A 22,888-nucleotide genomic window follows, 5' to 3' on the forward strand; every position below is an offset into this window, starting at 1 on the left:
GCTTACGCTCTTTTGTTTTGGCGCATGATCCGATCCGAAAACCGGTTCCCATTTTTCGGGATCATGCGCGCTCAACCCTTCCAATGCAGGACGGTAATGAGCGTGAACAGGCGGCGCGAGGTCTCGAAATCGACCCGCACCTTGCCTTTCAGCCGCTCCTGCAGCGTGCGCGATCCCTCGTCATGGATGCCGCGGCGGCCCATGTCGATGGCCTCGATCTTGTCCGGGGTCGCGGTGCGGATCGCCTGGTAGTAGCTGTCGCATATCATGAAATAGTCCTTCACGATCCGCCGGAACGGCGTCAGCGACAGCAGATGCGCGACCACGGGCGTGCCGTCCTCGTGGCGGATGTCGAACATCAGCCGATTGCCGGTGATGCCGATATGCAGCGTGAACGGGCCGTTGCCCTCCGCGCCCTCGGGCGCGAACAAATTCTGCTCGATCAGATCGTAGATCGCGATCGCCCGCTCATGCTCGATGTCCGGCCCGGAGCGGCCGATCGAGTCCTCGTCGAGCGTGACACCGACGATGCGATTGGTCGAGTCGTCCTGTTCGGGCGGCTTTGTCATGACAGATTGAGGCGCAGTCCAATCGAGCGCGAATGGGCATCCAGCCCCTCCGCCTTGCCGAGCGTCATCGCGGCTGGACCCAGCGCACGCAATTGATCGGGCCCGCATTTCAGGATCGAGGTGCGCTTCATGAAGTCGTGCACCGAGAGCCCCGAGGAAAATCGCGCCGAGCGCGCCGTCGGCAGCACGTGGTTGGAGCCGCCGACATAGTCGCCGATCGCTTCAGGCGTATGCGGCCCAAGGAATACCGCGCCGGCATTGCGGATCTCGACGGCGAGCGCGTCCGGATCCGCCGTCATGATCTCGAGATGCTCGGCAGCGATGGCGTCCGCGAGCGGGATCGCGTCGTTGAGGTTCTTCACCATGATGACGGCGCCGAAATCGGCCCAGGAGCTGCTTGCGATCGCGGCACGCGGAAGCGTCTTCAGCTGCGCCTCGACCGCCTTTTCGACATCGGCGGCAAGGCGCACCGAATCCGTGATCAGGATCGACTGCGCGCTCGCGTCGTGCTCGGCCTGCGCCAGCAGGTCAGCAGCGATCCAGTCGGCGTTGCCGGTCTCATCGGCGATGACGAGCACCTCCGAGGGGCCCGCGATCATGTCGATACCGACTTTGCCGAACACCAGCCGCTTTGCGGCGGCGACATAGGCGTTGCCAGGCCCAACGATCTTTGCGACCGGTGCGATCGTCGCGGTGCCGTGCGCGAGCGCGGCGACGGCCTGCGCACCGCCGACACGGTAGATCTCGGTGACGCCACCGAGATACGCTGCCGCCAGCACCAGCGGATTGAGCTTGCCGTCCGGCGAGGGCACCACCATCACGAGGCGCGCAACGCCGGCGACTTTCGCCGGCACGGCGTTCATCAGCACCGAGGACGGATAGGCCGCGGTGCCGCCGGGCACGTAGAGGCCGGCCGATTCGATCGCCGTGTAGCGCCAGCCGAGCTCGACGCCGAGCGGGTCGGTGAAGCGCTCGTCCTTCGGAAGCTGACGGCGGTGATAGGTCTCGATGCGGTCCCGCGCGAGTTTCAGCGCGTCCAGCGTCGCGGCATCGCAGGCCTTCACGGCGGCCTCGATCTCGGCGGCCGAGACGCGCAAGGAGGATGCATCCAGCGTCAAGCGGTCGAACTTTGCCGTTGCTTCGAGCAGGGCGGCGTCGCCGCGCCTGGCCACATCATCGACAATCGCGCGCGCGGCGGCCTCGACGTCGGCCGAAGCCTCGCGCTTGGCGGCGAGGAAGGCGGCGAATCGCTGGTCAAAATCGGCGCTGCTGCGGTCGAGGCGAACGGGCATGTTTCGCTTGGCTTCTGGCTGGTCTTGGGGGGCGGATCGGCGCACCAGGTCCCCTGCTCAATGGCGCGGCGGGGAAGCTGCGTCAACCCTCGGGAGAGGCCGTTCCGACGAGAGACTGAGCCCGTTTGGCTGGTATACCGGCCACTTCACCCCTTCCCCTCAATTCCCGTTCCCAGCGCGTCGTCCCCGAGGTCGGTCAGCTCGCATTCCAGGCACTCGACCTCCAGGCGGATGGCGCCGCCCTGAGCGAACAAAAGCAGGGCGCTGCCGCCGGGCTCCTCGTGGCGCCCGTCCTGGGGGTGAAATTCAATGCCGACGAGATCCAGCACCTTGTCCAGCGCGGCGAGGTCGATGTTGCGCGACTTGCAGGCGAGCACACGGTCGAAACGGAGCGCGGCGACCAGCCGGCGTGGCTCGGTCTCGCCCTCCAATGTCTGCTCCCAGTCCAGCCGGCTCATTCCGACCACAAGCCGCTTCTCGCTCTGCCGCCAGATGATGTCGGACGTCTGGACTCGGGCGTCCTGGACATGGGTCGAGATCACGGCGAGATCGTCGGCGTCGAGTGCGATCAGTTTGAGATGGGGCGACATCGCCGACGCTTCTCCTTTGGAGTGGACAGGACTCAACGCGCGCGGGCCTCGAAATTTCCGCACAAATTAGCCGGTCAGAGGCTATCGATATCCTCCATCTCCAAGCACCTTGCGCGGATACCCTTCCCCGGGCAACGCGGACCATGGTGGGGCCGACCTGCTCGGTCGAGGTCACGAGCCGCGGCGAAATCCGGCGCAGCACCGACCAGAGCGGACCGCACACAGCATAGACAGCCTGCGGTCATGCCATGTCTCCGTGCCCGAATGGAGAGATCACCCCACCCCGTTCGCGCTGCGCGCGATCGACCCTCCCCCTCCAGGAAGGGTAAGTGCGCGTCACTCCCTGAAAAACGCCAGGAGGTCCGCGTTGATCGTTTCGGCGTGGGTTGTCGGCATGCCGTGAGGAAATCCCTTGTACGTTTTCAGGATGCCGTTCTTGAGCAGCTTGGCCGAGAGCGGCGCCGAATCGGCATAGGGCACGATCTGGTCGTCGTCCCCGTGCATCACCAGCACCGGCACGTTGATCTTCTTGAGGTCTTCGGTGAAATCGGTTTGCGAGAATGCGACGATGCCGTCGTAGTGCGCTTTCGCACCGCCCATCATGCCCTGGCGCCACCAGTTCTGGATCACGGCTTCCGACGGTTTTGCGCCGGGGCGGTTGTAGCCGTAGAACGGGCCGGCGGGGAGGTCGCGATAGAATTGCGTGCGGCTGGCGGCGAGCTGCTTCTGGAGATCGTCGAACACGCTCTTCGGGAGCCCGCCGGGATTGGCCGCCGTCTGCACCATCAGCGGCGGCACCGCCGAGAGGATCGCGGCTTTCGCCACCCGGCTCTCGCCATGGCGCGCGATGTAGTGCACGACTTCGCCGCCCCCGGTGGAATGCCCGACATGAATGGCGTTCTTGAGGTCGAGATGCGCGGTGAGCGCGGCGAGATCGTCCGCATAATGATCCATATCGTGGCCGTCGGCGACCTGCGCCGAGCGGCCGTGGCCGCGGCGGTCATGGGCGATGACGCGATAGCCGCGCGTGACGAAATATAGCATCTGCGCGTCCCAATCGTCCGACGACAGCGGCCAGCCATGGCTGAACACGATCGGCTGGCCCGCGCCCCAGTCCTTGTAGAAGATCTCGACGCCGTCTTTGGTGGTGATGGTGGGCATAGACTACTCTCTTTCGGTGAAATTGTTTACGCGCGAACAGGCACGCGCCGACGATCTGCAGATGGTTATGCGACGTCCCGAATGCGATGCCTCGCATCACCTGCGAACGTTGAGAATCGTGTGATCAGGCAAACGCCATCGGCTTGTAGCGCCGCCAGGCGCCGATCGTGAGCACGACGAAAAACACCAGCACAATACCCTGCACGACGGCGAACACCGGACCCGATGGCGGAGCCGGTGGCACGGCAGGCGCCAGCGCAGCGAGCGCCGGCACCTTCAGGAACGACTGGATCACCAGCACGAAGACGTTGAAATACAGCGAGATCATCGCGGTCACGATGTAGACCGGGCGCCAGACCCCGGCGAGCCGCATGCCGTAGAGCGCGACGCAGGCGATCGCGAGCAGCACCAGCGAGATGATGCCGATGATGTGCGAGGGCAGCACCTCCTTGAACGGGAATAGGAATCCGGTGGCGCTGGTGAGGATGGTGAACAGCAGGAAGATCGCGGTGAAGCCGCGCATCGGCTTCGAGCCGAGCAGACCGAACATCACGACCAGGCCGGCGACGATGGCGATCAGGCTGATGACGACATGGACCAGCGTGAAGGCAGGCAGGCTCAACCCAAGGACCATGACATCCCTCCTACTCTCCGCATTGAATGATGAGAGTAGTATTGTGGCCCTCATGGGATTGCCACCTACGTTGTCGTCACATGCAGAGGCGCAGCCACGCGTCATCGTGCGAATCGACAAACGCATGGCTGAATTTCTTGCAGCGCTGTCACAGACGATAGCAGTTGTAGCCCGGATGGAGCGCGCAGCGAAATCCGGGAATCCTGCCACAAGCGACAGCAGTCCCGGATTACGCTTCGCTCCATCCGGGCTGCAGGCTTTTGACGAAAGTTGAAGCGACCCTTCACACTTCCTTGGTGTCGAAGATCAGGATGTCGGCACCACCACTGGCGAATTTCGGCACGTCGGCGCCGGTCGCCTTGCCTTCCGGACTGGCGAAGGCCGCCTGGATGTCGGCCACGCTGTCGAAGGTGAGGATGGCGACGAGATGGATTCCGGAAGGACCTGCGGGAGATGCGACCGGCCCCTTGCTGACGGCGTATTTCTTCAGGCCGGGAAGCTTCTTGGCGAGCGGGATGTGCGTCTCCGCATAATACTTGTCGAAGGCGGCAGCATCCTTGGGTGTTTTGTACAGCACGACGACTTCAGCCATTTAGTCCTCCCTCGGGAATCTTTGTTTTTCCACGTGCGATTGGCCTCACGACGAGACGATAGTCTGTGGGATGCCGCAAGATGGCAAGCCGGATTCGGCTTGCCATCTGCTTGCCTTCTCCTTGACTAAAGCGCCGGTTTTGCGGCGTCGCCGAGATAGCCGTGCAGGGAGGCGACGACCTGCGCGCCCTCGCCGATGGCGCCGCCGACGCGCTTGACCGATCCGGAGCGGACGTCACCGACGGCGTAGACGCCGGGCACGGAGGTTTCCAGCGGCGCCACGAGCTTGCCCTGGTTCTGCTCGGACTGCGCGCCTGTTACGACGAAGCCGCCGCGATCGAGCGTGACGCCGCAGCCGTCGAGCCATGAGGTGGCCGGATCCGCACCGACGAACAGGAAGAGATTGCGGATGTCGGCGGAATCCTCGTCGTCGGACAGCCGACTCTTCCAGCGGATGCGCCGTAGCAGCGAGGCCTCGTCGCCCTCGAGCGCCGTGATCTCGGTGTTGAACATCAATTCGATGTTCGGCGTCGCTTCGATGCGCTCGATGAGATAGCGCGACATGCTGGCCCCGAGGCCTCCGCCGCGGATGATCATCAGCACTTTTTTCGCGTGGCCCGACAGGAACACCGCGGCCTGCCCTGCCGAATTGCCGGCACCGACTAGCGCCACCTCCTCGCCGGCGCAGAGCCGCGCCTCCACCGGCGAGGCCCAGTACCAGACGCCGCGCCCCTCGAACTTGTCGAGGTTCGCGATGTCGGGCCGGCGATAGCGCGCGCCGCTCGCGACCACCACCGCGCGTGAGCGCAAGGTGTCGCCGCAATCCAGTGCCAGCGCGAAGGTGCCGTTGGCGCGCGAGCAATCCAGCGAGCGCACCGACATCGGAATCATGATGTCCGCGCCGAACTTCTGCGCCTGGGTGAAGGCGCGGCCCGCCAGCGCCTGGCCGGAGATGCCGGTCGGAAAACCCAGATAATTCTCGATGCGCGCACTGGCGCCGGCCTGTCCGCCGAACGCGCGAGTGTCGAGCACGGCAACCGAGAGACCTTCGGAGGCCGCGTAGACCGCGGTCGCGAGCCCTGCCGGCCCGCAGCCGACGATGGCGACGTCGTAGATGCGGTTGTCCTTGGCACCGCCGATCATGCCGATGGCGCGGCCGAGCTCGGTCTCGCTGGGATTGCGCAGCACCGTGCCGCCAGCCGTGACGACGAGCGGCCAATCCTCCGGCTTCGGCGAATAGCGCGCGATCAGTTCGGCGGCGTCATGCTCGCTGTTGGGATCGAGCAGATGATGCGGCTGGCCGTTGCGGGTGAGAAAGCCTTGCAGGCGCACCACGCCGGCGGAGTTCGACGGCCCGATCAGCACGGGACCACCGATGCCGCCCTGGATCAGATTGACCCGGCGCAGGATCAGCGCGCGCATGATGCGCTCGCCAAGCTCGGCTTCGGCCACAAGCAGCGCGCGCAGCCGGTCCGGCGGAACGAGAAGCACCTCGACATCGCCCTCGGCGCGGCCATCGACCAGCGCCGGCCGGCCCGAGAGCTGGCCGAGCTCCGCCAGAAATTGCCCGGGGCCCTGATCGATCACCGGGGTGACGTGACCGAGCCCGTCGCGCTGGGTGATGGCGACGTAGCCCGCCAGCACCACGAACATGCCCGGCCCTTGCTTGCCGGTCTCGAACAGCAGCTCGCCGTCCTTATACCGCCTGAGCTCGCCGAACTGGCGCAGGCGCTCGATCTCGACTTGTGTCAGCGTCGGAAAGGTCTGCTCAGGACGCGTGAACTGCGCCATCAGCGCCTCCCTGTCGGTTCGTTGCACCTCGTCCTGCGCCATCGTCATTCCCGCTCATTCCATTCTAGCTGTCGGTCTTGCCGGCGGTCCCCTCATTTAGGGAACCATCCTCGTTCTGCGAGGGCTCGGCGATTGCGGCACGCTCGCGCGCCTGCAGCTTCCGCCGCTTCAGGTTTTCGCGCAGCGCCGATTTCAGCCGGTCGTCTCGGGACGCCCGGCTCTGTCTCGAGTTCTTGTCGTTCCGGTCCGTCATCAAAGGTCCACCGCAGCGATCGGCCATAACATGCCCAACGAACATGGCAGCTCAAGAGGCCGGCGCGATCCGATCGTGCGAAACTCGAAATGGATTGAATCTGCGCCCTGGTCCAACTGGCCAGTTGGGCGGGGATATCGGTCCCCGAATCGGCAGAAAGTCGGTCGTTTCGAGCGAAAACGGGCATTTTGCCCTCGATATCGGCTCGATTTTCTCGTTTTGGCGGGGCTTGCAAGCTTGCACAGGAGGGGGGCTTGTGGCAGATATCGGCCCGCTTGGTAGGCCCCCGTGGCGGCCGATTCTGATCCCAGCACATGCTGCCGTAGCTCAGTGGTAGAGCACTCCATTGGTAATGGAGAGGTCGACAGTTCAATCCTGTCTGGCAGCACCAGCTTTCCCCAAGCGAGCTCTCGCCCGGCCAGCGTGCCCGCAACACTCGAAGACGCGATCGTGATCAAACGTTCCCTACCCTATGAAGGACTGCTCCACGAGATCGTTGAGCATAACGGTGTGCTCTATCTCGGCGGCATCGTTCCCGAGGATGCGGGGCTCGATATGGCAGGTCAGGCCGAGGATGTGCTTCGCCAGTTGAAGACCCTGCTTGATGGGGCCGGCTCCGATCTCTCCTGCGTTCTGCAGGTGACGATCTTTTTGACGGATCTCGCCGACAAGGCGGCGTTCAACCAGGTGTGGAAGCGCTATTTCACCGCGGACCGTCTGCCGGCGCGCGCCGCCATTGGCGTTGCGGATCTCGGTCCGGGCATCAAACTGGAGCTGACGGCGATCGCCGCCCGCCGCTGATACACAAGCGACACCGGCGGGGCGAGAAAGCTTGGTCGTTTCGCCGGCACCAATGTTCCACACATGGCTCGGCATTCTCGCGGCCTGAAACGCCCGAGTTTTGCTCGTTTCCTTGTCCCTCTTCTGTGAAGAGGGCGCAGGAAAGGCCGGGTGCCGGCTGGCACCCACGGTCCGCTGCGCGAAAGCACACGCAGAAAACTGCACAGCGGCATACAGGTGAAGCCCAACACACGGCCTTCCCTGCGCAGTGGTTTGACGGCTTATGCCTGCTCTCCCCGGAGCCGAGTTCCTTCTGGCCTCCGTCACCTCGCGAATTGACGATACCTCCAGGCCCGGTTGAGCCTCGAAGCATCTCCGCAAGGCTTGACCGTAGCAACGACGGTCAGGACCACACGTTTTGCCGTACGCAGCTTCGCCCCGCTCCACCCCGAAGGGTTTTGCAGAGCATTGGCGCCGTTCGTCTGCACGCTAGCCAAAACCTCACGAGGTTCATCTCGCCCTGGTCCCGCCTTCGCGTGCCCGACGCAGCCGCGTCCACCGCACCCCGATCCACGTTCGTTACGACGTACGATCGCCCCTCTTCGAGGACCGGGATGGCGGAATAGTGCCGCAAATCCGAATTTCGGTAAAGTGGAATATTTTTACGGAAGGGAGTTGACGGGTTTTGGCGGGAGGCGGGGTGTTTTGCCCGACGGGTCAGAAGCGTTGCGATCGATATCAGCTTTCGGACCTGAAACGGTCCCGGCTCCCTAATGTCAGAACACATCGATAGTCGGGAACCGAGCATCCCCTGTGATGCAGTCCCAAAGGTAGATCGCAAGACCGATGTCACCAGTCCAAAGCGAATACCGACCGCGGCCAGCCACCATCTGAGCGCCGCGGTACTGGAGGATGGCAGTCATGGCGAACTGGCGCGCGCGGTCGAGCCAAATGGGATCATGCGTGCGTCGGTAGAGCTTGAGGAATGCGTAGCCATTTCCACCCGTACCATGGCAAAGGTTCGACCCCTTTGTTAGTGGTCCGGCGGCCCAGGCAAAACGCCCACCATCCAGCAAAAGCGCGTCAAATTCTGGCGTACTGAAAGGCGCGTCAGCAAAAGTCGTCACCATCCCCGGTGCACCGTGACAGTGCTGACATATGAAAAGCCGCTTCTCGCGCTTGCTTCTCGGGCCCCATGTTGTTCCAAGTTCGTATCGCCACGCATTCGCTTCAAGCGACTTCGGCACAAATTCGGCTACGTACGCTTGCTGCGCCGCCGTCAACCAATCCCATCCGAGCAATAACGGAATGACGTTGCCGGCGAAGCCGTGAACGGGCCCGAGAAAGCGATCTTTGGCACCATAAAAATCCTGGGTCCAAAGAGGACCTTGCGGCGTGTCCTCCAATTCGGCCAACAGCCGCGCTGCCTGCACTTCAAAGAGTCCGCGCCATCGCTCTTCCCTCGTCATCTCGCTCATATGGACTGCAGCTATCATCGATCCCGGCATACCCCACATGAGTTCTCGGATTGGCAGTCCATTATTTGCTTCGGCGCGCCTATAAACCAGGTCGGCGAGGCTCGATGTCGGCTCAAGGCGCATTGCGAGAAGTGCGGCACCCATATCGCCGCGAAGCAGCGAGCCATGCTTCTCATAATCGGTCGGCGAACTGGCTTCGTGGTCGATGATTGTTCGCTCGATCAGCTTTGGCAGCACAGAGCGAAAGTCTTCGGCGGCGCGGGTAGCCCCTATGCGATGTAGGTAATCTAGTGCCCCTTGTAGAGGCTGGGGTCACCATCTCCCACCCCATCGTCACTCGGATGAGCCGGCCAGAAGGTGTCGGGATGGAAATGCGTGATCGCATCGGTCGCAATTTCTTCAATCGTGACCCTGACAGCCGATTCGTTCCAGGCGTCCTGGGCAAGCGGACGATGACGTCCCGGGGTGATCATGAGGGGCTCCGGCCGCCGTCCATCTGTACTTCAGATGACGCAAGTAAGGATCGTACGATTGAACCAAAGCTATCCAAAAGCGTGCCGCACGGCAAACCAACTGCCCCTCCGGAAATGGTTCGACGCGGCGCAGCAAGGAAGCATCCATGTCCGCCTCTGACACTGAACTGCATCGCTTAAGGCCTGCACCCGTTGCGGACTATGTGGCGTCGAGCTTTTCGAAAAAATGCAGCCGCACTGTCCGTTTGACCCCCAAATTCCGGGTGATAATGTTGTAGCCTGCGGCCTGTCCGGGAGGACACAATGGGATGGTTTGACCGGCTGTTTGGGAGGATGTCGGAGCCTACGACCCCCCTCTTTGCGAGATTTAGGCGGAAATCAAGGGCACCGACCGACCCCGACCTTCTGAAAATCGCCAAAGACCGGAAGGGGCATATTTCCCGAAGAGCAGTAAGGGATGAGTATAATCGGCTGGTCTTGGAGAAGTACGCGCACGATAAGTCGTGATCGCTAAGACCCGTCGAGGCTTTGCTCAGTGGCGAAACATGATGGTTTCGCAACTGCTCTGTCCCTACGCACGATCATTGCCGTCATCCACCGACAGTGCCGCGAAGCGATCGTCCGCCCGGCGTAGCCGCCGGCAAAGCTCGCGATTGACGTTCTGCAGGATGATCACGTAGGCGTGGATGTCGTCCTTGTAGCACGCGTAAAGCTTCTGGGCCGTCAGCTCGTACAGCACAGTCGGCGCCTCCGCGACCACCGTGGCGGAGCGGTTCTGCATTTCGATCAGCGTCATCTCGCCGAAGAAATCGCCTGGCTCCAAACGGGATATTGGGATGACGCTCCCCGCATTCGTCCGTTTGCTCACCGCCAGCCGGCCGGATTTGACGATGAACATCGAACGTCCCGGCTCGCCCTCCGCCACGACGGTCGCGTTGGCATCGAAGCGGCACTCGACCAGCATCGAGATCAGGAGGTCGAGACTTGGCTCGGGGAGCCCACCGAAGAACGGCGTCGCGAGCAGAAACGCTTTCAGATCGGGAGCCGTGGCAGGCATCGCACAAGGATACGCCCCGCCGCCATTTGCGGCAAGCAGAGCACATATCGGCGCTGACGACGCCGTCACGCGCCCGGCTTGTTTTTGAGGGCCTGCATATGGCTACACCTGCGCTTCTGCCTTCGTGTCGGGGCCATTTCGACCTAGGCGCGGCTCCGTCCCCCTCAACAGCCGCTGAATGTTGGCGCGATGGCGAAAGATCACGTAGATGCCGCCTCCGATCACCAGCAACCGATAGGGCAGCGGCTGCGCGAAGGCGCAGACCAGAACGATTGCGGTCAATGCCGCGAGCATCGAGCTCAGGGAGACGATCCTCGCAATGGCCAGCACGAGGCCGAAGACCGCGGCAGATCCCAGTCCCACGGGCTACGACATCGCCAGCAACACGCCGAGCCCGGTCGCGGCCGATTTGCCGCCTGTGAAATTCAACCAGATCGAGCGGCTATGCCCGAGCAACACGGCAACTCCCGCCAGGCAAACGGCCCACGGCACCCAGACTTGCAGGTCAGATACTGTCGGCGGCATCGAGGAGGGCACGGCATAGAGCCAAGGACAGAACGCGCGGGCAACGATGATGGCCGCCACGCCTTTCAGCACGTCGGCGACCAGCACCAGCAACGCAGGCCATTTTCCAAGGGTCCGCAAGACATTCGTAGCGCGGGTGGATCTGGAACCATGCTGACGAATATCAATGTCTCGAAGGAGTTTCCCGGCCAGATAGCCCGTGGGGATCGAACCAAGGACATAGGCGATCGCCAATGCAAACGAGCCCGCTGTCCAGAAAGCCATGGCGATGAGTTGCCTTCGAAAAATGTCGAGGGGATCACTTTAGCGCGCAGGATGGGTAGAGCGAAGCGAAACCCATCAGACGCGTTCGGTGGCGAAGATGATGGGTTTCGCAAGTGCGCTACCCATCCTCCGCGCCGCAAGCTATTTGGGCCGGCGCCCCTTGATCGCGTGTGCGCGCGCACTGCAGGTGATGCGACCATTGGCATCCGCCGGCACGCGTGCCCGAACCCGCGAGATGAGAGTCTCGACGTCTGCCGGTTTCATCGCTGCAACGGCAGGCCGAAGCGCAGGAGACTTCAGACTGGTTGCCCAAAAGTCATCGAAACCTGAAAAAGTCCGTTGCACCGCAATCTCTCGCGTTTGCACGTCCTCGAGACCTGCTCCGGTCCACAGCTCGCGCAATGTTCCCATGCGAGACGCGTCCATCCGTGGTGGGCGGGTCGCCGCAAGGCCCATTGCCTTTATCGCATCGTAGATCGGATCAAGCGGAAAGCCGCCACCCAACATATCCCACATGTACGTCATGACCGCACCACCAGGGACAACGACTCGCACCATTTCGCTGACGCCCTTGGCGGGATCCGGAACGAACACGAGAACCAACGCCATCACGGCCGCATCGAAGCTGCCGTCGGCGAAAGGGAGCGCCATGGCATCACCTTGGCGAAACTTTGCCACGCGCGCCGCAGGTCGCGTGCGCGCAAAAGCAAGCTGCTCTGCGGAGGGGTCAATGCCCTGGACCTCGACGGGGCTGCAGCGCTCGACCAGGAGTTCAGTGAAGGCCCCGTTGCCGCATCCGATGTCGATCCACCGCAAGCCGGCAGGAGGTGCCAGCCAATCAAGGAATATCTCGCCAGCGAACCGGCTCCAGATTCCCATCATCTGCTCATAGGCGGCACCGTCGTCGAAGTGAATTGTCCGCTCTGCCATTTCGAGATCCTCCCGGCCCGATGACAATCCTTGGCGCGCGCCATTCTGCACACAAAGGATGGAACTGGGGAAGTCTCGGATGTGACCTGGTCCGCCCGGATTACTGCCGCGCAATGCTCTCCCCGCGCAACGTCCGTCGCTTTCGCCACACCTGCAGGTCAATCATGACTTTCACGGTTGCCGCGAGGACGAGCGCACACAGCGCCGCCTTCGAGATTGTCTCCATCGTCCCCTCGATCAGCAGGCAATGGACCACGCTGCCTGCCACGATGACGATCGCCAGCGGCATATGAACGTAGCGCCAGGTTCGCGGCCGCAGTCCCAGTCGCCGACGCAGGGGAGCCAATAGCGCAACAGCGAAGATGGCCCACATCGCGGTGACGCCAAAGGGGGAGAACGGCGTCGGCGATGAGTAGGTCAGCGCGTCGATCATATCAGGGGGACTGGTGATCCAGAGGCCGGCGACGTGGATCACGATCGCCACAAGCAAGGAGCCGCCGATCCAGTGATGGGCACGCCGCCCGCGGTAAGCCGACAATCCCGGCAGATATCCGCCGATCAGCAAGGGCTGAACGAGCACGAGACCGAGGGCGATGATGCCGGCGAAGCTGGCGAGAATGTAGACTGGGCCGCGCCATGCCAGCTGCTCGCTTGTCGCGGCTAGCGCGATCGGCACGCCAATGGCCAAAGCAAGGGCAACCCAGATCAGGATCGCCCGGGCCGATCTCGATCCCTTCATGTGCAATTTGAATTCAAGCCGGCTGCAGAACGAAGTGCGCTTCGAGGCTGGTTTCCTTTGCGCTCCGCATCACCGGCCGCAGGAAAACGGTTTTGAATTCACCGCTGTCATAGGCGAGGTGACCATGCGGCTGGCCGAAGATGGGGATGATCTGCGGCATCTCGAGCCGGAACTTGCCGTCCTTGTCGGTGAGCGTGGCGCCATGACTCTGCGGCTCGTGCTCCCGACATTCGACGGTGTGCGCCCAGATCTGGATGCGCTGTCCCGCGAGCGGAGCGCCGTCGCCGGCGCGGCGGACGGTGCCGCTCATCCAGAAGCCACCCTTGCCGATCCGCTCCACGATCGGTGCGCCCTTGCGGTAATTGTTCGCTCCGCCCAACATCGACTCGGTCGGCGCAAGGCCGCTCGCGCGAGCCGGCAGCAGCAGACCGGAAACGCCTGATACCAAAGCCCCGGTTGCGAGGACGGAGCCGCCAGCGGCGAGCAGGCTCCGGCGGTTGATTACGACCGTGGTCATGTCGGTTCCTCCCGGCAACCCAGCGGTTGCTCCCGCAAGCTACAACAACAGGCGCAAAACGCCCAGTTCAGACGAAGGGCGCCATAAGTCGCAATAACAGTGTTGTGAACGGGCGCGCGGCCTGCTCGAACCTTCGAGCAACGGTGTCTTCCTGACACTACATCTGTCCCTGCGCGCATCGCCCGCAGATCCTTTCACGTCAGGTTTCCCCACATGATCCCCTTCTCCGTGCTCGACCTCGCGCCCATCCGCCAGGGCGGCGACGCCTCGCAGGCCTTTCGCAACTCGCTCGATCTCGCCCAGCATGCGGAGAAGTGGGGCTACAAACGCTTCTGGCTGGCCGAGCATCACAACATGACGGGGATCGCGAGCGCGGCGACCTCAGTGGTGATCGGTCATGTCGCGGGCGGGACCAAGACGATCCGCGTCGGCTCCGGCGGGATCATGCTGCCGAACCATTCGCCGCTGGTCATCGCCGAGCAGTTCGGCACGCTGGAATCGCTTTATCCCGGGCGGATTGATCTCGGGCTCGGGCGGGCGCCGGGCACTGACCAGTTCACGGCAAGGGCACTGCGGCGCGACCTCGCCACCACGTCCGAGAATTTTCCGCACGACGTCTTGGAATTGCAGGCGCTGCTCGGCGACGTGCAGCCGAACCAGGCGATCCGCGCCGTGCCCGGCATGGGCACCAAGGTGCCGCTCTGGATCCTCGGATCGAGCACCTTTGGCGCGCAGCTTGCGGCGATGCTCGGCCTGCCCTTTGCGTTTGCCTCGCATTTCGCGCCGCAGATGATGATGCCTGCGTTGCGCGAATATCGTGCGCGCTTCGAGCCGTCGGCGCAGCTCGACAAGCCCTATGCGATGGTCGGCGTCAACGTCTTCGCGGCGGACAGCGAGGCGGAGGCGCAGCGGATGTTCTCATCGCTGCAGCAGCAGTTCATCAACCTGCGCCGCGGCACGCCCGGGCCGCTGCCGCCACCGGTGGATGACATGGACGCGCTGTGGTCGCCGGGCGAGAAGGCCGGCGTTGCGCAAGCACTGTCGTGCTCCGCGATCGGCTCGCCTGATGTGGTCGAAGAGAAGCTGAAGGCGCTCATCCTCGAGACCGGCGCGGACGAGCTGATGACGACGGGGCAGATCTACGACCATTCCGCGCGGCTGCGCTCGTTCGAGATCGCAGCGGAGGTGCGCGACAGGTTGGCCAAGCAATTGGTGAGGTGAGGATGGCGCTCCAAGCGAGCTGTGCTCCCTCCCCCGCTTGCGGGGGAGGGTTGGGGAGAGGGTGTCTCCGCGATGGGACAATCCCCTAGAGGAAAGAGCCCTCACCCCGACCCTCTCCCGCAAGCGGGAGAGGGAGCGCACCGCGCGCGTGGCGAGGTGCTCAGCCCAATCCTCCTCTAATCCGCAAACCCGAACAGCCTGGCCGGATTGTGCACCAAGATCTTCTCCAGCTCCGCCTGGTCGGGCGCGTAGCGGTACATCAGCTCTAACAGATCGGCGTCGTTCGGCGGCTGCTTCACCGAGACGGGGTGCGGCCAGTCGCTGGCCCAGACGCAGCGGTCGGGAGCGGCCTCGATATAGGCGCGCGCGATCGGGATCACGTCGTCGTAGGGAGCCCCAGTCTTCGACGTCTTCTCGCCGAGCGACAGCATAACCCAGAAATTGCCCTTCTTGAGCAGCTCCAGCATCTTGCGCAAATTCGGATCGTTCTTGCCGGCTTCCGGATCGGGGCGCGCCATGTGGTCGATCAGCACGGGCACGTCGAGGTTCTCGTAATTGGCGACGCTGGACATGATGCCGTCCTTCTCCGGCTGGATCTTGACGTACCAACCGAGCTCGCGGATGCGCGCGATGGCACGGGCGAAATCGGCGTCCGACAGCACGGCGCCGAGCTCCTGACGGAAGCTGAAGCGCGCGCCGCGCACGCCCGCATCATGCAGCTTGGCGAGATAGGAGTCGCTCGCCTCCGCGAACACCAGCGCGTTGGCGCAGCCGCGGTAGTTCGGGCCCATCGCGGCGAGGCCGTCGAGCACGACGGCATGGTCGGCGCCATAGGTCGTGGTCTGCACGATGATGCCGTGCTCGATGCCGAGCGTCTTGTGCATGCGCAGCGCCGCTTCCCAGGTCGCGGTCGGCATCCGATAGGCGGCGCCGGGACGCTCCGGATATTTGTCGATCGGACCTAACACATGGAATTGGCTGTCGATGGTCTTCGGCGGCGGTGCCTTCACCGGGCGTCGCGGATTGGGATCGAACGGCAGATAGGTTGGCATGCGCAACTCCTCAGTCGATCACGGCGGTGAAGTCGCACTGCACCAGCGCGCCGCCATCCATGTTGTCCATCGGCAGCGCGTGGCGCGCGGGCCGCGAATGCTCGTCCGGGAACATCTTGAGCCATTCGACATTGACGGGGCCGCGCTGCGAGCGGTCCTTCAGCCACACCGTCATCTTGATGATGTCGTCGGTGGTGCCGCCGGCGGCCTCCACCGTCGCCTTCATGTGCGCGAACATGTTGGCGCACTGCGCGTCGAGGCTTTCCGGCATCGCATTGGTCGCGGGATCGCGCCCCAAGATGACGCCCGACATCACGAGATTGCCGATGCGGCAGGCGTTCGGAATCGGATTGACGTGCTTGAAGCCGCCGATGTGGATGCTCTTGCGCCGCGTTTGACCACTCATGGTGCGCTCCCTGTTTGTTGTTGGTTCAGACGAACTGACACGACACCGAGCCGAAGGCGCCGTAGTCGGCGTGAAACGTATCGCCACGGCGGATGTCGACAGGCCGCGTGAACGATCCCGCCAGCACGACCTCGCCGGCGGCGAGATGTTCGTCATGCGGCGCGAGGCGGTTGGCGAGCCAGGCGATGCCGTTGGCGGGATGGTTGAGCACGCCGGCGGCAAGGCCGGTCTCCTCGACCTCACCGTTGCGGAACAAGAGCGCGCCGATCCAGCGCAGGTCCGCATCCATCGGGCGGATCGGCCGGCCGCCGAGCACCAGCGCGGCATTGGCCGCATTGTCCGAGATCGTGTCCATCACCTTGCGCGTCTTGCCGGTCTCTGGGTCGACGCGATGCATGCGCGTCTCCAAAATCTCCAGCGCGGGCGTCACGTAATCTGTGGCATTGAGCACGTCGAAGATGGTGCAGTCGGGCCCGCGCAGCGGCGCCTTCAGCACGAAGGCGAGCTCGACCTCGATGCGCGGCGCGTGAAAGCGGTCGAACGGAACAGGCGTGGCGTCGGCATAGAACATGTCGGCGAACAGCACGCCGTAGTCGGGCTCGTTGATGCCGACCGCGTTCTGCATCGCCTTCGAGGTCAGGCCGATCTTGTGTCCCCTGATAATGCGGCCGCGGCCGAGCTGGAGCTTGGTCCAGGCGCGCTGAATGGCATAGGCGTCGTCGATGCTGAAATCGGGATATTCCTTGGAGAACATCGGGATCAGTGTCTTGGTGCGTTCGGCTTCATCGAGGCGCGCGGCGAGGCGCTCGATCGTGGCAGCGTCCAGCATGATTTAACTCTCCGCGACGACGGTGTTGCGCAGCACGCCGATGCGGCTGGACTCGACCTCGACGACGTCGCCGACCTTCAGCCAGCGCGGCGGATCGAAGCGCGCGCCCGCGCCGGTCGGCGTGCCCGTGACGATCATGTCGCCGGGCTTGAGCGTGGCGAAGGTCGAGAGATAGGTGATCAGGAAATCGAACGGGAACATCAGCCGCTCGGTGGTGTCCTGCTGCCGCACCTCGCCATTGACGCGCGTGATGATGTCATGCGGTCCGCGCGGATCGAGCTCATCCGCCGTCACGATCCACGGGCCGATGCTGCCGGAGCGGTCAAAGTTCTTGCCCTGCGTGACGTTAAACTTGCCGTGACGCAGCCAGTCGCGGACCGTGCCCTCGTTGCACAAGGTCATGCCGAAGATGTGCGACCACGCCTTCTCGCGCGGGATGTGACGGCCGCCCTGCCCGATCACGATGACGAGCTCGCCTTCATAGTCGAGCTGGTCCGAGACCCCTGGCTTCTCGATCGGATGGCCGGAGCCGGTCATGGAGGACATGCTGCGCACGAACAGGCTGGGATATTTGGGCAGGTCGGAATTGTCTTTATATTCTGCATTGCGCTCGGCGTAGTTGACGCCGATGCACCAGAGCTTTTCCGGCGCCAGCACCGGCGGCAACAGGACGAGCTCGTCGAGCGCATAGTCCGGCTTCCGTCCGGCCACCGCCTCCTGCGCATCGGCGAGCGCATTGGCTGCGATCAGCGCTTTCATATCGGAAAAGTCGCGACCGATGCGCCTGGTCAGATCGACCACGCCGCCTTCCACCGCCGCGCCGTAGCGCAGCTCTCCGTCCAGGAGATAGCTCAGGAGTCGCATTGCATTTCCCTCCAATGATCTTGAGGCAGCTGGGCCCGAGACAGACCCACTCAGTCTTTCGATTTGGGAGTCTGGAAGACGGTGTTGAGCGTCACGATCTCGCCGAGGCGGGCGTAACGCGGGCCGCCGATGCGTGCGATCGGGTCGAGCGCCTTGGTCTCGACCTTGCCGTCGTTCACCAGACCGTCGCGCAAATGGAACATCACGACCTCGCCGACGATGAGCCGGCTCTTGGCGTCGCCAAATTCGAGGCATTGCCGGAAGCGACACTCCATCGCGACCGGCGCGGCGGCAAGCCGCGGTACCTTGATGCGCTCGCAGGCAAGCGTCTCGAGGCCGAGATGCTCGACCTCGCTGATCTCGGGCGGATGCTCGACGGAGCTGTCGTGCACCGCTGACATCAGCGGGGTGTCGGCGATATGAATCACATATTCCTCGGTATCGAGGATATTGTGCGCGGTGTCCTTGTAGCCGGCGCCCTTGCGCCCGACGCTGATGGCGAGCATCGGCGGCTTCTGCGAGACGAAGGTGAAGGCGCTGAAGGGGGCGAGGTTGAGCACACCGCTGCGCGACAGGCTCGTCACCCACGCGATGGGGCGCGGCACCACGATGCCGGTCATCAGCCGGTAGATGCGCTCGGCGCCGAGCTCGGTGGGATCGATGCGCATCGATCAATCCGCCCGGATATTGGCCTTGCGCACCACCGGAATCCACTTGGCGTCCTCGCGTTCGAGATAGGCCTTGAACTCGTCCGGCGACATTGCGGTGGCTTCGCCGCCGAGCTTCTCGAACTTGTCGATCACGGCGGGGTCCTTGAGGATTGCGACGAGCGTTTCGTGCAGCTTGTCGACGATCGGCGCCGGCGTGCCTGCGGGCGCGAACAGCCCCGTGAACGTCTGGCCGTCGAAATCCTTGTAGCCGAGCTCCGCGAAGGTCGGCACGTCAGGCAGCGACTTCAGGCGATGCGGGCTGGTGACGGCGAGCGCGCGGAACAGGCCGGCCTTGATGTGCTGCAGGCTGACCGTGAGCTGGTCGAACGCGAACTGCACCTGGCCGCCTAGGAGATCGTTGATGGCCGGCGCGTTGCCGCGGTAGTGCGCCGTGACCCATTGCAGATCGAGGCTGGACTGCATCAGCTCGCTGAGCAGATGATTGGTGGTGCCGGGGCCGGGCGAAGCCATGGTCAGCTTGCCGGGCTCGCGCTTGGCGAGATCGTTGAATTCCTTGAAAGTGTTGGCCTGCACCGACGGATGCACCTCGAGCACCAGCGGTGTCATCGAGATGGTCGAGATCGGGAGAAAATCCTTCTTCCAGTTATAGGCGTCGCGCTTGTTGATCTCGGTCGCGAACAGCACCGGGCCATTGGCGCCGACGAACAGGGTGTAGCCGTCGGGTGCCGACTTCGCGAAGGCCTCGCCCGCGATCATGCCGCCGGCACCGGCCTTGTTCTCGATGACGAAGGGCTGGCCGAGCTTTTCCTGGAGCTTGTCGGCGATGATGCGTGCGGCGCTATCGACATTGCCGCCGGCCGGATAAGGCACGATCAGCTTGACGTTGCGCGCCGGCCATTGCTGGCCCGATGCCGGCCCCGCCAGCATCGCGGTGACGGCAGCTATGGCAATCCAGATTAATCTCATGTTAACCTCCCGGCGGCGCTTCCAACTCACGTCGAATGCTTTGATGTCGTGCAAGACAGATCTCAAGGCATTCCGATCGGAGCGCAATCTTCAGATGCGCGCTTGCCCTGTCGAGTGAATTGTGGCGTTCTTGTCCATATTATGGACAAGGGGCGATCAGTGAAATCCGTCCGCAGCACCGTGGAACCGCGACAGGGCGCGCAGGCGATCCGGCGCGCGCTCGCGGTGCTGCGCATCCTTGCCGCAGGTCGCGAGGAGGGTGTGCCCTTGGCCGAGGTGATCCGGGCGACGGGCCTCACCCGCCCGACCGTGCATCGCATCGTCCACGTGCTGATCGAGGAAGGCATCGTCGAGCGGCATGGCAGGAGCGGCCGCTACGCGATCGGCAACCAGGTGCCGGAGCTGGCGCTGGCACGGCCGCGGCCCTCGCGGCTGCTGGTCGCCGCAAATCCGTCGCTGCAGCGCGCGTCTGCGGAGATCGGCGACACGCTATTCCTGACGGTGCGCACCGGGAACGACACGCTCTGCGTCGATCGCCGGATCGGCGTTTATCCGATCCAGGTGCTGTCGATCGAGATCGGCGCGCGCCGGCCGCTCGGCGTCTCCAGCGCCGGCGTCGCCATCCTCGCCGCAATGCCGGCGCAGGAGGCGCGCAAGATCGTCGCGGCGAACGAGAAGCGGTTCGAGGCCTACAAGACCGACGTCGCGACGGTGCTCGGCGAGGTCACCGCCGCGCGACGGTTGGGCTACGGCAAGAGGGAGATTGGCCTGGTGCAGGGGACGAAATCGATCTCGACCTGGATCAAGACTCCGGACGGACAGCCCGCCGCGGCGATGACCGTCTCCGCCGTTCGCACGAGGCTTGGCCCCCGCCGCGAGCAGGAAGTCGCGGAAATCCTGCTGCGGGAGGCGCGAATTATTGAGCAGGCGATCGGCGGCTGAGCGGGACACGCGGACGGCGCTTCTTCGCCTCTCCCCGCAAGCGGGGCGAGGGGGCGCACTACCGCTGCGGCGCTGTCAATGGCTGACTTCGCGCGCCCTTTTATGGCACAACGGCCGCCATCGCCGACTGACCAACGAGGCCACGCATGCCCGCGCCAAAACCGCCTGCCTTCGAGACCCTGAGCCTGCATGCGGGCCAGCATCCGGATCCCGTGACCGGCGCCCGCGCGGTGCCGATCTACCAGACCACGTCCTACGTGTTCCAGGATTCCGACCACGCCGCGGCGCTGTTCAACCTGGAGCGCGCCGGCCACATCTATACCCGCATCTCCAACCCGACCACCGGCGTGCTGGAGGAGCGGCTTGCCGCGCTCGAGGGCGGCGTCGGCGCGATCTGCACGGCGAGCGGCCAGGCGGCGATGCATCTTGCCATCGCGACGCTGCTGAGCGCCGGCGACCACATCGTGGCGTCGAGCTCGCTCTATGGCGGCACCATCAATCTCCTGGCACACACGCTGCCGCGCTTCGGCATCACCACCACGTTTGTAAAGCCGCGCGATCTCGACGCGTTCCGCGCGGCGATCAGGCCGAACACGAAGCTCGTGATCGGCGAGACCATCGGAAATCCCGGGCTCGAGGTGCTCGACATCCCCAAGGTCGCGGCGATCGCGCATGATGCAAAAATCCCGCTGCTGATCGACAACACCTTTGCCACGCCCTATCTCAGCCGTCCGATCGAGCTTGGCGCGGACGTCGTGATGCATTCGGCGACCAAATGGATCGGCGGCCACGGCATCGCAATCGGCGGCGCCATCATCGACGGCGGCCGGTTCGACTGGCGCGCATCGGGCAAGTTCGGCGTGCTGACTGAGCCCTATGGCGGTTATCACGGCATCGTCTTCGACGAGCAATTCGGCACCGCCGCCTTCATCATGCGCGCCCGCACCGAGGGCCTGCGCGATTTCGGCGCCTGCCTGTCGCCGACCAATGCGTTCCAGCTCTTGCAGGGCGTCGAGACGCTCGGTGTACGCATGGACCGCCACATGCAGAACACGCACGCCGTGCTGGACGCGCTGAAGGTCAACAAGGCCGTCGACTGGGTGCTGCACCCCTCGCTGGAGAACCACCCGGACTATCAGCTTGCTAAGACGCTGCTACCGCGCGGCGCCGGCTCGATCGTCTCGTTCGGCATCAAGGGCGGGCGACCCGCCGGGCGCAAATTCATCGAATCGCTGCGCATGATCAGCCATCTCGCCAATGTCGGCGATGCCAAGACGCTGGTGATCCACCCTGCCTCGACCACGCATCAGCAGATGGACGCCGAGCAGCTCAAGGCCGCCGGCATCGGCGAGGAGCTGGTGCGCCTCTCAGTCGGTATCGAGACGGCAAGCGACATCATCGACGACCTCAACCAAGCGCTGCGCATCTCGCAAAAGGCCTGACATCATGAAGCTTTCCGTCAACGGCGCTGATGTATTCGTCGCAACCGGCGGCCGCGATTTCGACAAGTCCCTGCCCGCCGTGGTCTTCATCCATGGTGCCGGCTTCGATCATTCGACCTGGGCGCTGCATACGCGCTGGTTCGCCCATCATGGCTTTTCCGTTCTCGCGCCCGACCTGCCCGGCCACGGCCGCTCGGCCGGACCTTCGCTTGGCAGCATCGCTGAGATGGCCGACTGGACGGCGGCGCTGCTCGATGCCGCGGGAGCCGCGAGGGCGCATCTGATCGGCCATTCCATGGGCTCGCTGATCTCGCTGGAGACCGCCGCGCGGCATCCGGACAAGGTCTCGGCGCTGAGCCTGATCGGCACCGCCGCGACCATGACGGTCGGGCCGGATCTCTTGAAAGCCGCCGAGGCCAACTCGCAGGATGCAAACGACATGGTCGCGATCTGGGGCCTCGGCTTCAGGGCCGAGCTCGGCGGCAGCCTCGCGCCGGGTCTGTGGATGCATGGCGGTGCGCAGGCGGTGCTGAGGGCTTGCGAGCCGGGCGTCCTTTTCAAGGATCTGTCGGCCTGCAATGCCTACGCCAATGCGCTGACCGCTGCCGCAAGCGTGAAGGTGCCGGCGACGCTCATTCTTGGCGAGCGGGACATGATGACACCGGCCAAGGCGGGCAAGGCGCTCGCCGCCGCGATCCCGCACGCAAAGACCGTCGTGGTGCCCGGCGCCGGCCACATGATCATGGCCGAGCGACCGGATGAGTTGCTGGCCGCCCTGAGGAACTAAAACGGATCGATCTTCTCTCTTGCGCGTTGCGTCAGATATCCCTGCCAATCACGAAGGGGAACTC

The 22,888-nt window shown here is 64.0% G+C and carries 25 protein-coding genes, 1 tRNA gene and 1 pseudogene; 6 read left to right on the top strand and 21 right to left on the bottom strand.

What is annotated here, in order from left to right; genetic code table 11:
- Positions 1–71 precede the first annotated feature (71 nt).
- The 8 genes from P6U29_RS38735 to P6U29_RS38770 all read right to left on the bottom strand — a co-directional run bounded on the left by P6U29_RS38735 (position 72) and on the right by P6U29_RS38770 (position 6,881).
- Complete coding sequence (locus P6U29_RS38735; protein ID WP_407115352.1) at positions 72–569, bottom strand: UPF0262 family protein; 498 nt, start codon at positions 567–569, stop codon at positions 72–74.
- The gene (gene hisD / locus P6U29_RS38740; RefSeq protein ID WP_407115353.1) at positions 566–1,861 is read right to left on the bottom strand and encodes a histidinol dehydrogenase; all 1,296 of its coding nucleotides are present in this window, start codon (positions 1,859–1,861) and stop codon (positions 566–568) included. Before hisD ends, P6U29_RS38735 begins: the two co-directional genes overlap by 4 nt.
- Before the next feature lie 146 nt (positions 1,862–2,007).
- Complete coding sequence (locus P6U29_RS38745; RefSeq protein WP_407115354.1) at positions 2,008–2,451, bottom strand: DUF2948 family protein; 444 nt, start codon at positions 2,449–2,451, stop codon at positions 2,008–2,010.
- A gap of 336 nt (positions 2,452–2,787) precedes the next feature.
- Positions 2,788–3,612 carry an alpha/beta fold hydrolase gene (locus P6U29_RS38750; protein ID WP_407115355.1) on the bottom strand — a complete coding sequence of 275 codons (825 nt, stop codon included), beginning with the start codon at positions 3,610–3,612 and terminating at the stop codon, positions 2,788–2,790.
- A gap of 124 nt (positions 3,613–3,736) precedes the next feature.
- A complete protein-coding gene (locus P6U29_RS38755) occupies positions 3,737–4,246 on the bottom strand; it encodes a hypothetical protein (protein ID WP_407115356.1) in 510 nt (169 codons plus the stop codon).
- 283 nt (positions 4,247–4,529) lie between these two features.
- On the bottom strand, positions 4,530–4,838 hold the full coding sequence (locus P6U29_RS38760) for an EthD family reductase (protein ID WP_407115357.1): 309 nt from the start codon (positions 4,836–4,838) through the stop codon (positions 4,530–4,532).
- Between the two features lie 125 nt (positions 4,839–4,963).
- Positions 4,964–6,670 carry an FAD-dependent oxidoreductase gene (locus tag P6U29_RS38765; protein WP_407119551.1) on the bottom strand — a complete coding sequence of 569 codons (1,707 nt, stop codon included), beginning with the start codon at positions 6,668–6,670 and terminating at the stop codon, positions 4,964–4,966.
- A 22-nt stretch (positions 6,671–6,692) separates the two neighbouring features.
- Complete coding sequence (locus P6U29_RS38770) at positions 6,693–6,881, bottom strand: hypothetical protein (protein WP_407115358.1); 189 nt, start codon at positions 6,879–6,881, stop codon at positions 6,693–6,695.
- Positions 6,882–7,197: 316 nt separating this feature from the next.
- On the opposite strand from P6U29_RS38770, the gene P6U29_RS38775 reads away from it, so the two are divergent.
- Together P6U29_RS38775 and P6U29_RS38780 are read left to right on the top strand one after the other, a co-directional pair.
- Positions 7,198–7,272 (top strand) — tRNA-Thr (locus P6U29_RS38775).
- A gap of 59 nt (positions 7,273–7,331) precedes the next feature.
- Complete coding sequence (locus tag P6U29_RS38780; protein ID WP_407115359.1) at positions 7,332–7,682, top strand: RidA family protein; 351 nt, start codon at positions 7,332–7,334, stop codon at positions 7,680–7,682.
- 755 nt (positions 7,683–8,437) lie between these two features.
- Here P6U29_RS38780 and P6U29_RS38785 read toward each other — a convergent pair.
- The 7 genes and pseudogenes from P6U29_RS38785 to P6U29_RS38815 form a co-directional block, all read right to left on the bottom strand.
- On the bottom strand, positions 8,438–9,376 hold the full coding sequence (locus P6U29_RS38785) for a lanthionine synthetase C family protein (protein WP_407115360.1): 939 nt from the start codon (positions 9,374–9,376) through the stop codon (positions 8,438–8,440).
- A gap of 50 nt (positions 9,377–9,426) precedes the next feature.
- Positions 9,427–9,612, bottom strand: coding sequence for a hypothetical protein (locus P6U29_RS38790; protein ID WP_407115361.1), 186 nt, complete (start codon positions 9,610–9,612; stop codon positions 9,427–9,429).
- Positions 9,613–10,183: 571 nt separating this feature from the next.
- Entirely contained in the window at positions 10,184–10,669 is a 486-nt protein-coding gene (locus tag P6U29_RS38795) for a Crp/Fnr family transcriptional regulator (protein ID WP_407115362.1), read from the bottom strand.
- Positions 10,670–10,771: 102 nt separating this feature from the next.
- Positions 10,772–11,458 (bottom strand): annotated as a pseudogene (gene plsY / locus P6U29_RS38800) (glycerol-3-phosphate 1-O-acyltransferase PlsY).
- A 141-nt stretch (positions 11,459–11,599) separates the two neighbouring features.
- On the bottom strand, positions 11,600–12,388 hold the full coding sequence (locus P6U29_RS38805) for a class I SAM-dependent methyltransferase (RefSeq protein WP_407115363.1): 789 nt from the start codon (positions 12,386–12,388) through the stop codon (positions 11,600–11,602).
- A gap of 100 nt (positions 12,389–12,488) precedes the next feature.
- Entirely contained in the window at positions 12,489–13,127 is a 639-nt protein-coding gene (locus P6U29_RS38810; RefSeq protein ID WP_407115364.1) for a ferric reductase-like transmembrane domain-containing protein, read from the bottom strand.
- A 13-nt stretch (positions 13,128–13,140) separates the two neighbouring features.
- Positions 13,141–13,644, bottom strand: coding sequence for a Twin-arginine translocation pathway signal (locus P6U29_RS38815; RefSeq protein ID WP_407115365.1), 504 nt, complete (start codon positions 13,642–13,644; stop codon positions 13,141–13,143).
- Positions 13,645–13,857: 213 nt separating this feature from the next.
- Here P6U29_RS38815 and P6U29_RS38820 point away from each other — a divergent pair, with 213 nt between their 5' ends.
- Complete coding sequence (locus P6U29_RS38820; RefSeq protein ID WP_407115366.1) at positions 13,858–14,865, top strand: LLM class flavin-dependent oxidoreductase; 1,008 nt, start codon at positions 13,858–13,860, stop codon at positions 14,863–14,865.
- Between the two features lie 176 nt (positions 14,866–15,041).
- Here the strand turns inward: P6U29_RS38820 and P6U29_RS38825 are convergent, their stop codons facing one another.
- Genes P6U29_RS38825 through P6U29_RS38850 form a run of 6 tightly spaced genes read right to left on the bottom strand, consistent with a single transcriptional unit; the run spans position 15,042 to position 19,653 of the window.
- Positions 15,042–15,917, bottom strand: coding sequence for an amidohydrolase family protein (locus P6U29_RS38825; RefSeq protein ID WP_407115367.1), 876 nt, complete (start codon positions 15,915–15,917; stop codon positions 15,042–15,044).
- Between the two features lie 10 nt (positions 15,918–15,927).
- Positions 15,928–16,323 carry a RidA family protein gene (locus tag P6U29_RS38830; protein WP_407115368.1) on the bottom strand — a complete coding sequence of 132 codons (396 nt, stop codon included), beginning with the start codon at positions 16,321–16,323 and terminating at the stop codon, positions 15,928–15,930.
- A 25-nt stretch (positions 16,324–16,348) separates the two neighbouring features.
- The gene (hpaH, locus tag P6U29_RS38835; RefSeq protein WP_407115369.1) at positions 16,349–17,152 is read right to left on the bottom strand and encodes a 2-oxo-hept-4-ene-1,7-dioate hydratase; all 804 of its coding nucleotides are present in this window, start codon (positions 17,150–17,152) and stop codon (positions 16,349–16,351) included.
- A 3-nt stretch (positions 17,153–17,155) separates the two neighbouring features.
- Positions 17,156–18,016, bottom strand: coding sequence for a fumarylacetoacetate hydrolase family protein (locus P6U29_RS38840; RefSeq protein ID WP_407115370.1), 861 nt, complete (start codon positions 18,014–18,016; stop codon positions 17,156–17,158).
- A 50-nt stretch (positions 18,017–18,066) separates the two neighbouring features.
- Positions 18,067–18,684, bottom strand: coding sequence for a flavin reductase family protein (locus P6U29_RS38845; RefSeq protein ID WP_407115371.1), 618 nt, complete (start codon positions 18,682–18,684; stop codon positions 18,067–18,069).
- Between the two features lie 3 nt (positions 18,685–18,687).
- Complete coding sequence (locus tag P6U29_RS38850; RefSeq protein ID WP_407115372.1) at positions 18,688–19,653, bottom strand: Bug family tripartite tricarboxylate transporter substrate binding protein; 966 nt, start codon at positions 19,651–19,653, stop codon at positions 18,688–18,690.
- Between the two features lie 141 nt (positions 19,654–19,794).
- Between P6U29_RS38850 and P6U29_RS38855 the strand changes: the two genes are divergently transcribed.
- The 3 genes from P6U29_RS38855 to P6U29_RS38865 all read left to right on the top strand — a co-directional run bounded on the left by P6U29_RS38855 (position 19,795) and on the right by P6U29_RS38865 (position 22,824).
- Positions 19,795–20,595, top strand: coding sequence for an IclR family transcriptional regulator (locus P6U29_RS38855; protein WP_407115373.1), 801 nt, complete (start codon positions 19,795–19,797; stop codon positions 20,593–20,595).
- 146 nt (positions 20,596–20,741) lie between these two features.
- Positions 20,742–22,037, top strand: coding sequence for an O-acetylhomoserine aminocarboxypropyltransferase (locus P6U29_RS38860; RefSeq protein WP_407115374.1), 1,296 nt, complete (start codon positions 20,742–20,744; stop codon positions 22,035–22,037).
- Between the two features lie 4 nt (positions 22,038–22,041).
- The gene (locus P6U29_RS38865; protein WP_407115375.1) at positions 22,042–22,824 is read left to right on the top strand and encodes an alpha/beta fold hydrolase; all 783 of its coding nucleotides are present in this window, start codon (positions 22,042–22,044) and stop codon (positions 22,822–22,824) included.
- The last annotated feature ends 64 nt before the right edge of the window (positions 22,825–22,888 follow it).

It is taken from the genome of Bradyrhizobium sp. LMG 9283 (genome assembly GCF_045571415.1).
In the GTDB taxonomy this organism is placed as follows: domain Bacteria; phylum Pseudomonadota; class Alphaproteobacteria; order Rhizobiales; family Xanthobacteraceae; genus Bradyrhizobium.

What these genes read in the sequence shown, in the direction of transcription:
- P6U29_RS38735 (WP_407115352.1), bottom strand. Translation starts at nt 569, where the DNA reads ATGACAAAGCCGCCCGAACAGGACGACTCGACCAATCGCATCGTCGGT.
- hisD (WP_407115353.1), bottom strand. Translation starts at nt 1,861, where the DNA reads ATGCCCGTTCGCCTCGACCGCAGCAGCGCCGATTTTGACCAGCGATTC.
- P6U29_RS38745 (WP_407115354.1), bottom strand. Translation starts at nt 2,451, where the DNA reads ATGTCGCCCCATCTCAAACTGATCGCACTCGACGCCGACGATCTCGCC.
- P6U29_RS38750 (WP_407115355.1), bottom strand. Translation starts at nt 3,612, where the DNA reads ATGCCCACCATCACCACCAAAGACGGCGTCGAGATCTTCTACAAGGAC.
- P6U29_RS38755 (WP_407115356.1), bottom strand. Translation starts at nt 4,246, where the DNA reads ATGGTCCTTGGGTTGAGCCTGCCTGCCTTCACGCTGGTCCATGTCGTC.
- P6U29_RS38760 (WP_407115357.1), bottom strand. Translation starts at nt 4,838, where the DNA reads ATGGCTGAAGTCGTCGTGCTGTACAAAACACCCAAGGATGCTGCCGCC.
- P6U29_RS38765 (WP_407119551.1), bottom strand. Translation starts at nt 6,670, where the DNA reads ATGGCGCAGGACGAGGTGCAACGAACCGACAGGGAGGCGCTGATGGCG.
- P6U29_RS38770 (WP_407115358.1), bottom strand. Translation starts at nt 6,881, where the DNA reads ATGACGGACCGGAACGACAAGAACTCGAGACAGAGCCGGGCGTCCCGA.
- P6U29_RS38790 (WP_407115361.1), bottom strand. Translation starts at nt 9,612, where the DNA reads ATGATCACCCCGGGACGTCATCGTCCGCTTGCCCAGGACGCCTGGAAC.
- P6U29_RS38795 (WP_407115362.1), bottom strand. Translation starts at nt 10,669, where the DNA reads ATGCCTGCCACGGCTCCCGATCTGAAAGCGTTTCTGCTCGCGACGCCG.
- P6U29_RS38805 (WP_407115363.1), bottom strand. Translation starts at nt 12,388, where the DNA reads ATGGCAGAGCGGACAATTCACTTCGACGACGGTGCCGCCTATGAGCAG.
- P6U29_RS38810 (WP_407115364.1), bottom strand. Translation starts at nt 13,127, where the DNA reads ATGAAGGGATCGAGATCGGCCCGGGCGATCCTGATCTGGGTTGCCCTT.
- P6U29_RS38815 (WP_407115365.1), bottom strand. Translation starts at nt 13,644, where the DNA reads ATGACCACGGTCGTAATCAACCGCCGGAGCCTGCTCGCCGCTGGCGGC.
- P6U29_RS38820 (WP_407115366.1), top strand. Translation starts at nt 13,858, where the DNA reads ATGATCCCCTTCTCCGTGCTCGACCTCGCGCCCATCCGCCAGGGCGGC.
- P6U29_RS38825 (WP_407115367.1), bottom strand. Translation starts at nt 15,917, where the DNA reads ATGCCAACCTATCTGCCGTTCGATCCCAATCCGCGACGCCCGGTGAAG.
- P6U29_RS38830 (WP_407115368.1), bottom strand. Translation starts at nt 16,323, where the DNA reads ATGAGTGGTCAAACGCGGCGCAAGAGCATCCACATCGGCGGCTTCAAG.
- hpaH (WP_407115369.1), bottom strand. Translation starts at nt 17,152, where the DNA reads ATGCTGGACGCTGCCACGATCGAGCGCCTCGCCGCGCGCCTCGATGAA.
- P6U29_RS38840 (WP_407115370.1), bottom strand. Translation starts at nt 18,016, where the DNA reads ATGCGACTCCTGAGCTATCTCCTGGACGGAGAGCTGCGCTACGGCGCG.
- P6U29_RS38845 (WP_407115371.1), bottom strand. Translation starts at nt 18,684, where the DNA reads ATGCGCATCGATCCCACCGAGCTCGGCGCCGAGCGCATCTACCGGCTG.
- P6U29_RS38850 (WP_407115372.1), bottom strand. Translation starts at nt 19,653, where the DNA reads ATGAGATTAATCTGGATTGCCATAGCTGCCGTCACCGCGATGCTGGCG.
- P6U29_RS38855 (WP_407115373.1), top strand. Translation starts at nt 19,795, where the DNA reads ATGGACAAGGGGCGATCAGTGAAATCCGTCCGCAGCACCGTGGAACCG.
- P6U29_RS38860 (WP_407115374.1), top strand. Translation starts at nt 20,742, where the DNA reads ATGCCCGCGCCAAAACCGCCTGCCTTCGAGACCCTGAGCCTGCATGCG.
- P6U29_RS38865 (WP_407115375.1), top strand. Translation starts at nt 22,042, where the DNA reads ATGAAGCTTTCCGTCAACGGCGCTGATGTATTCGTCGCAACCGGCGGC.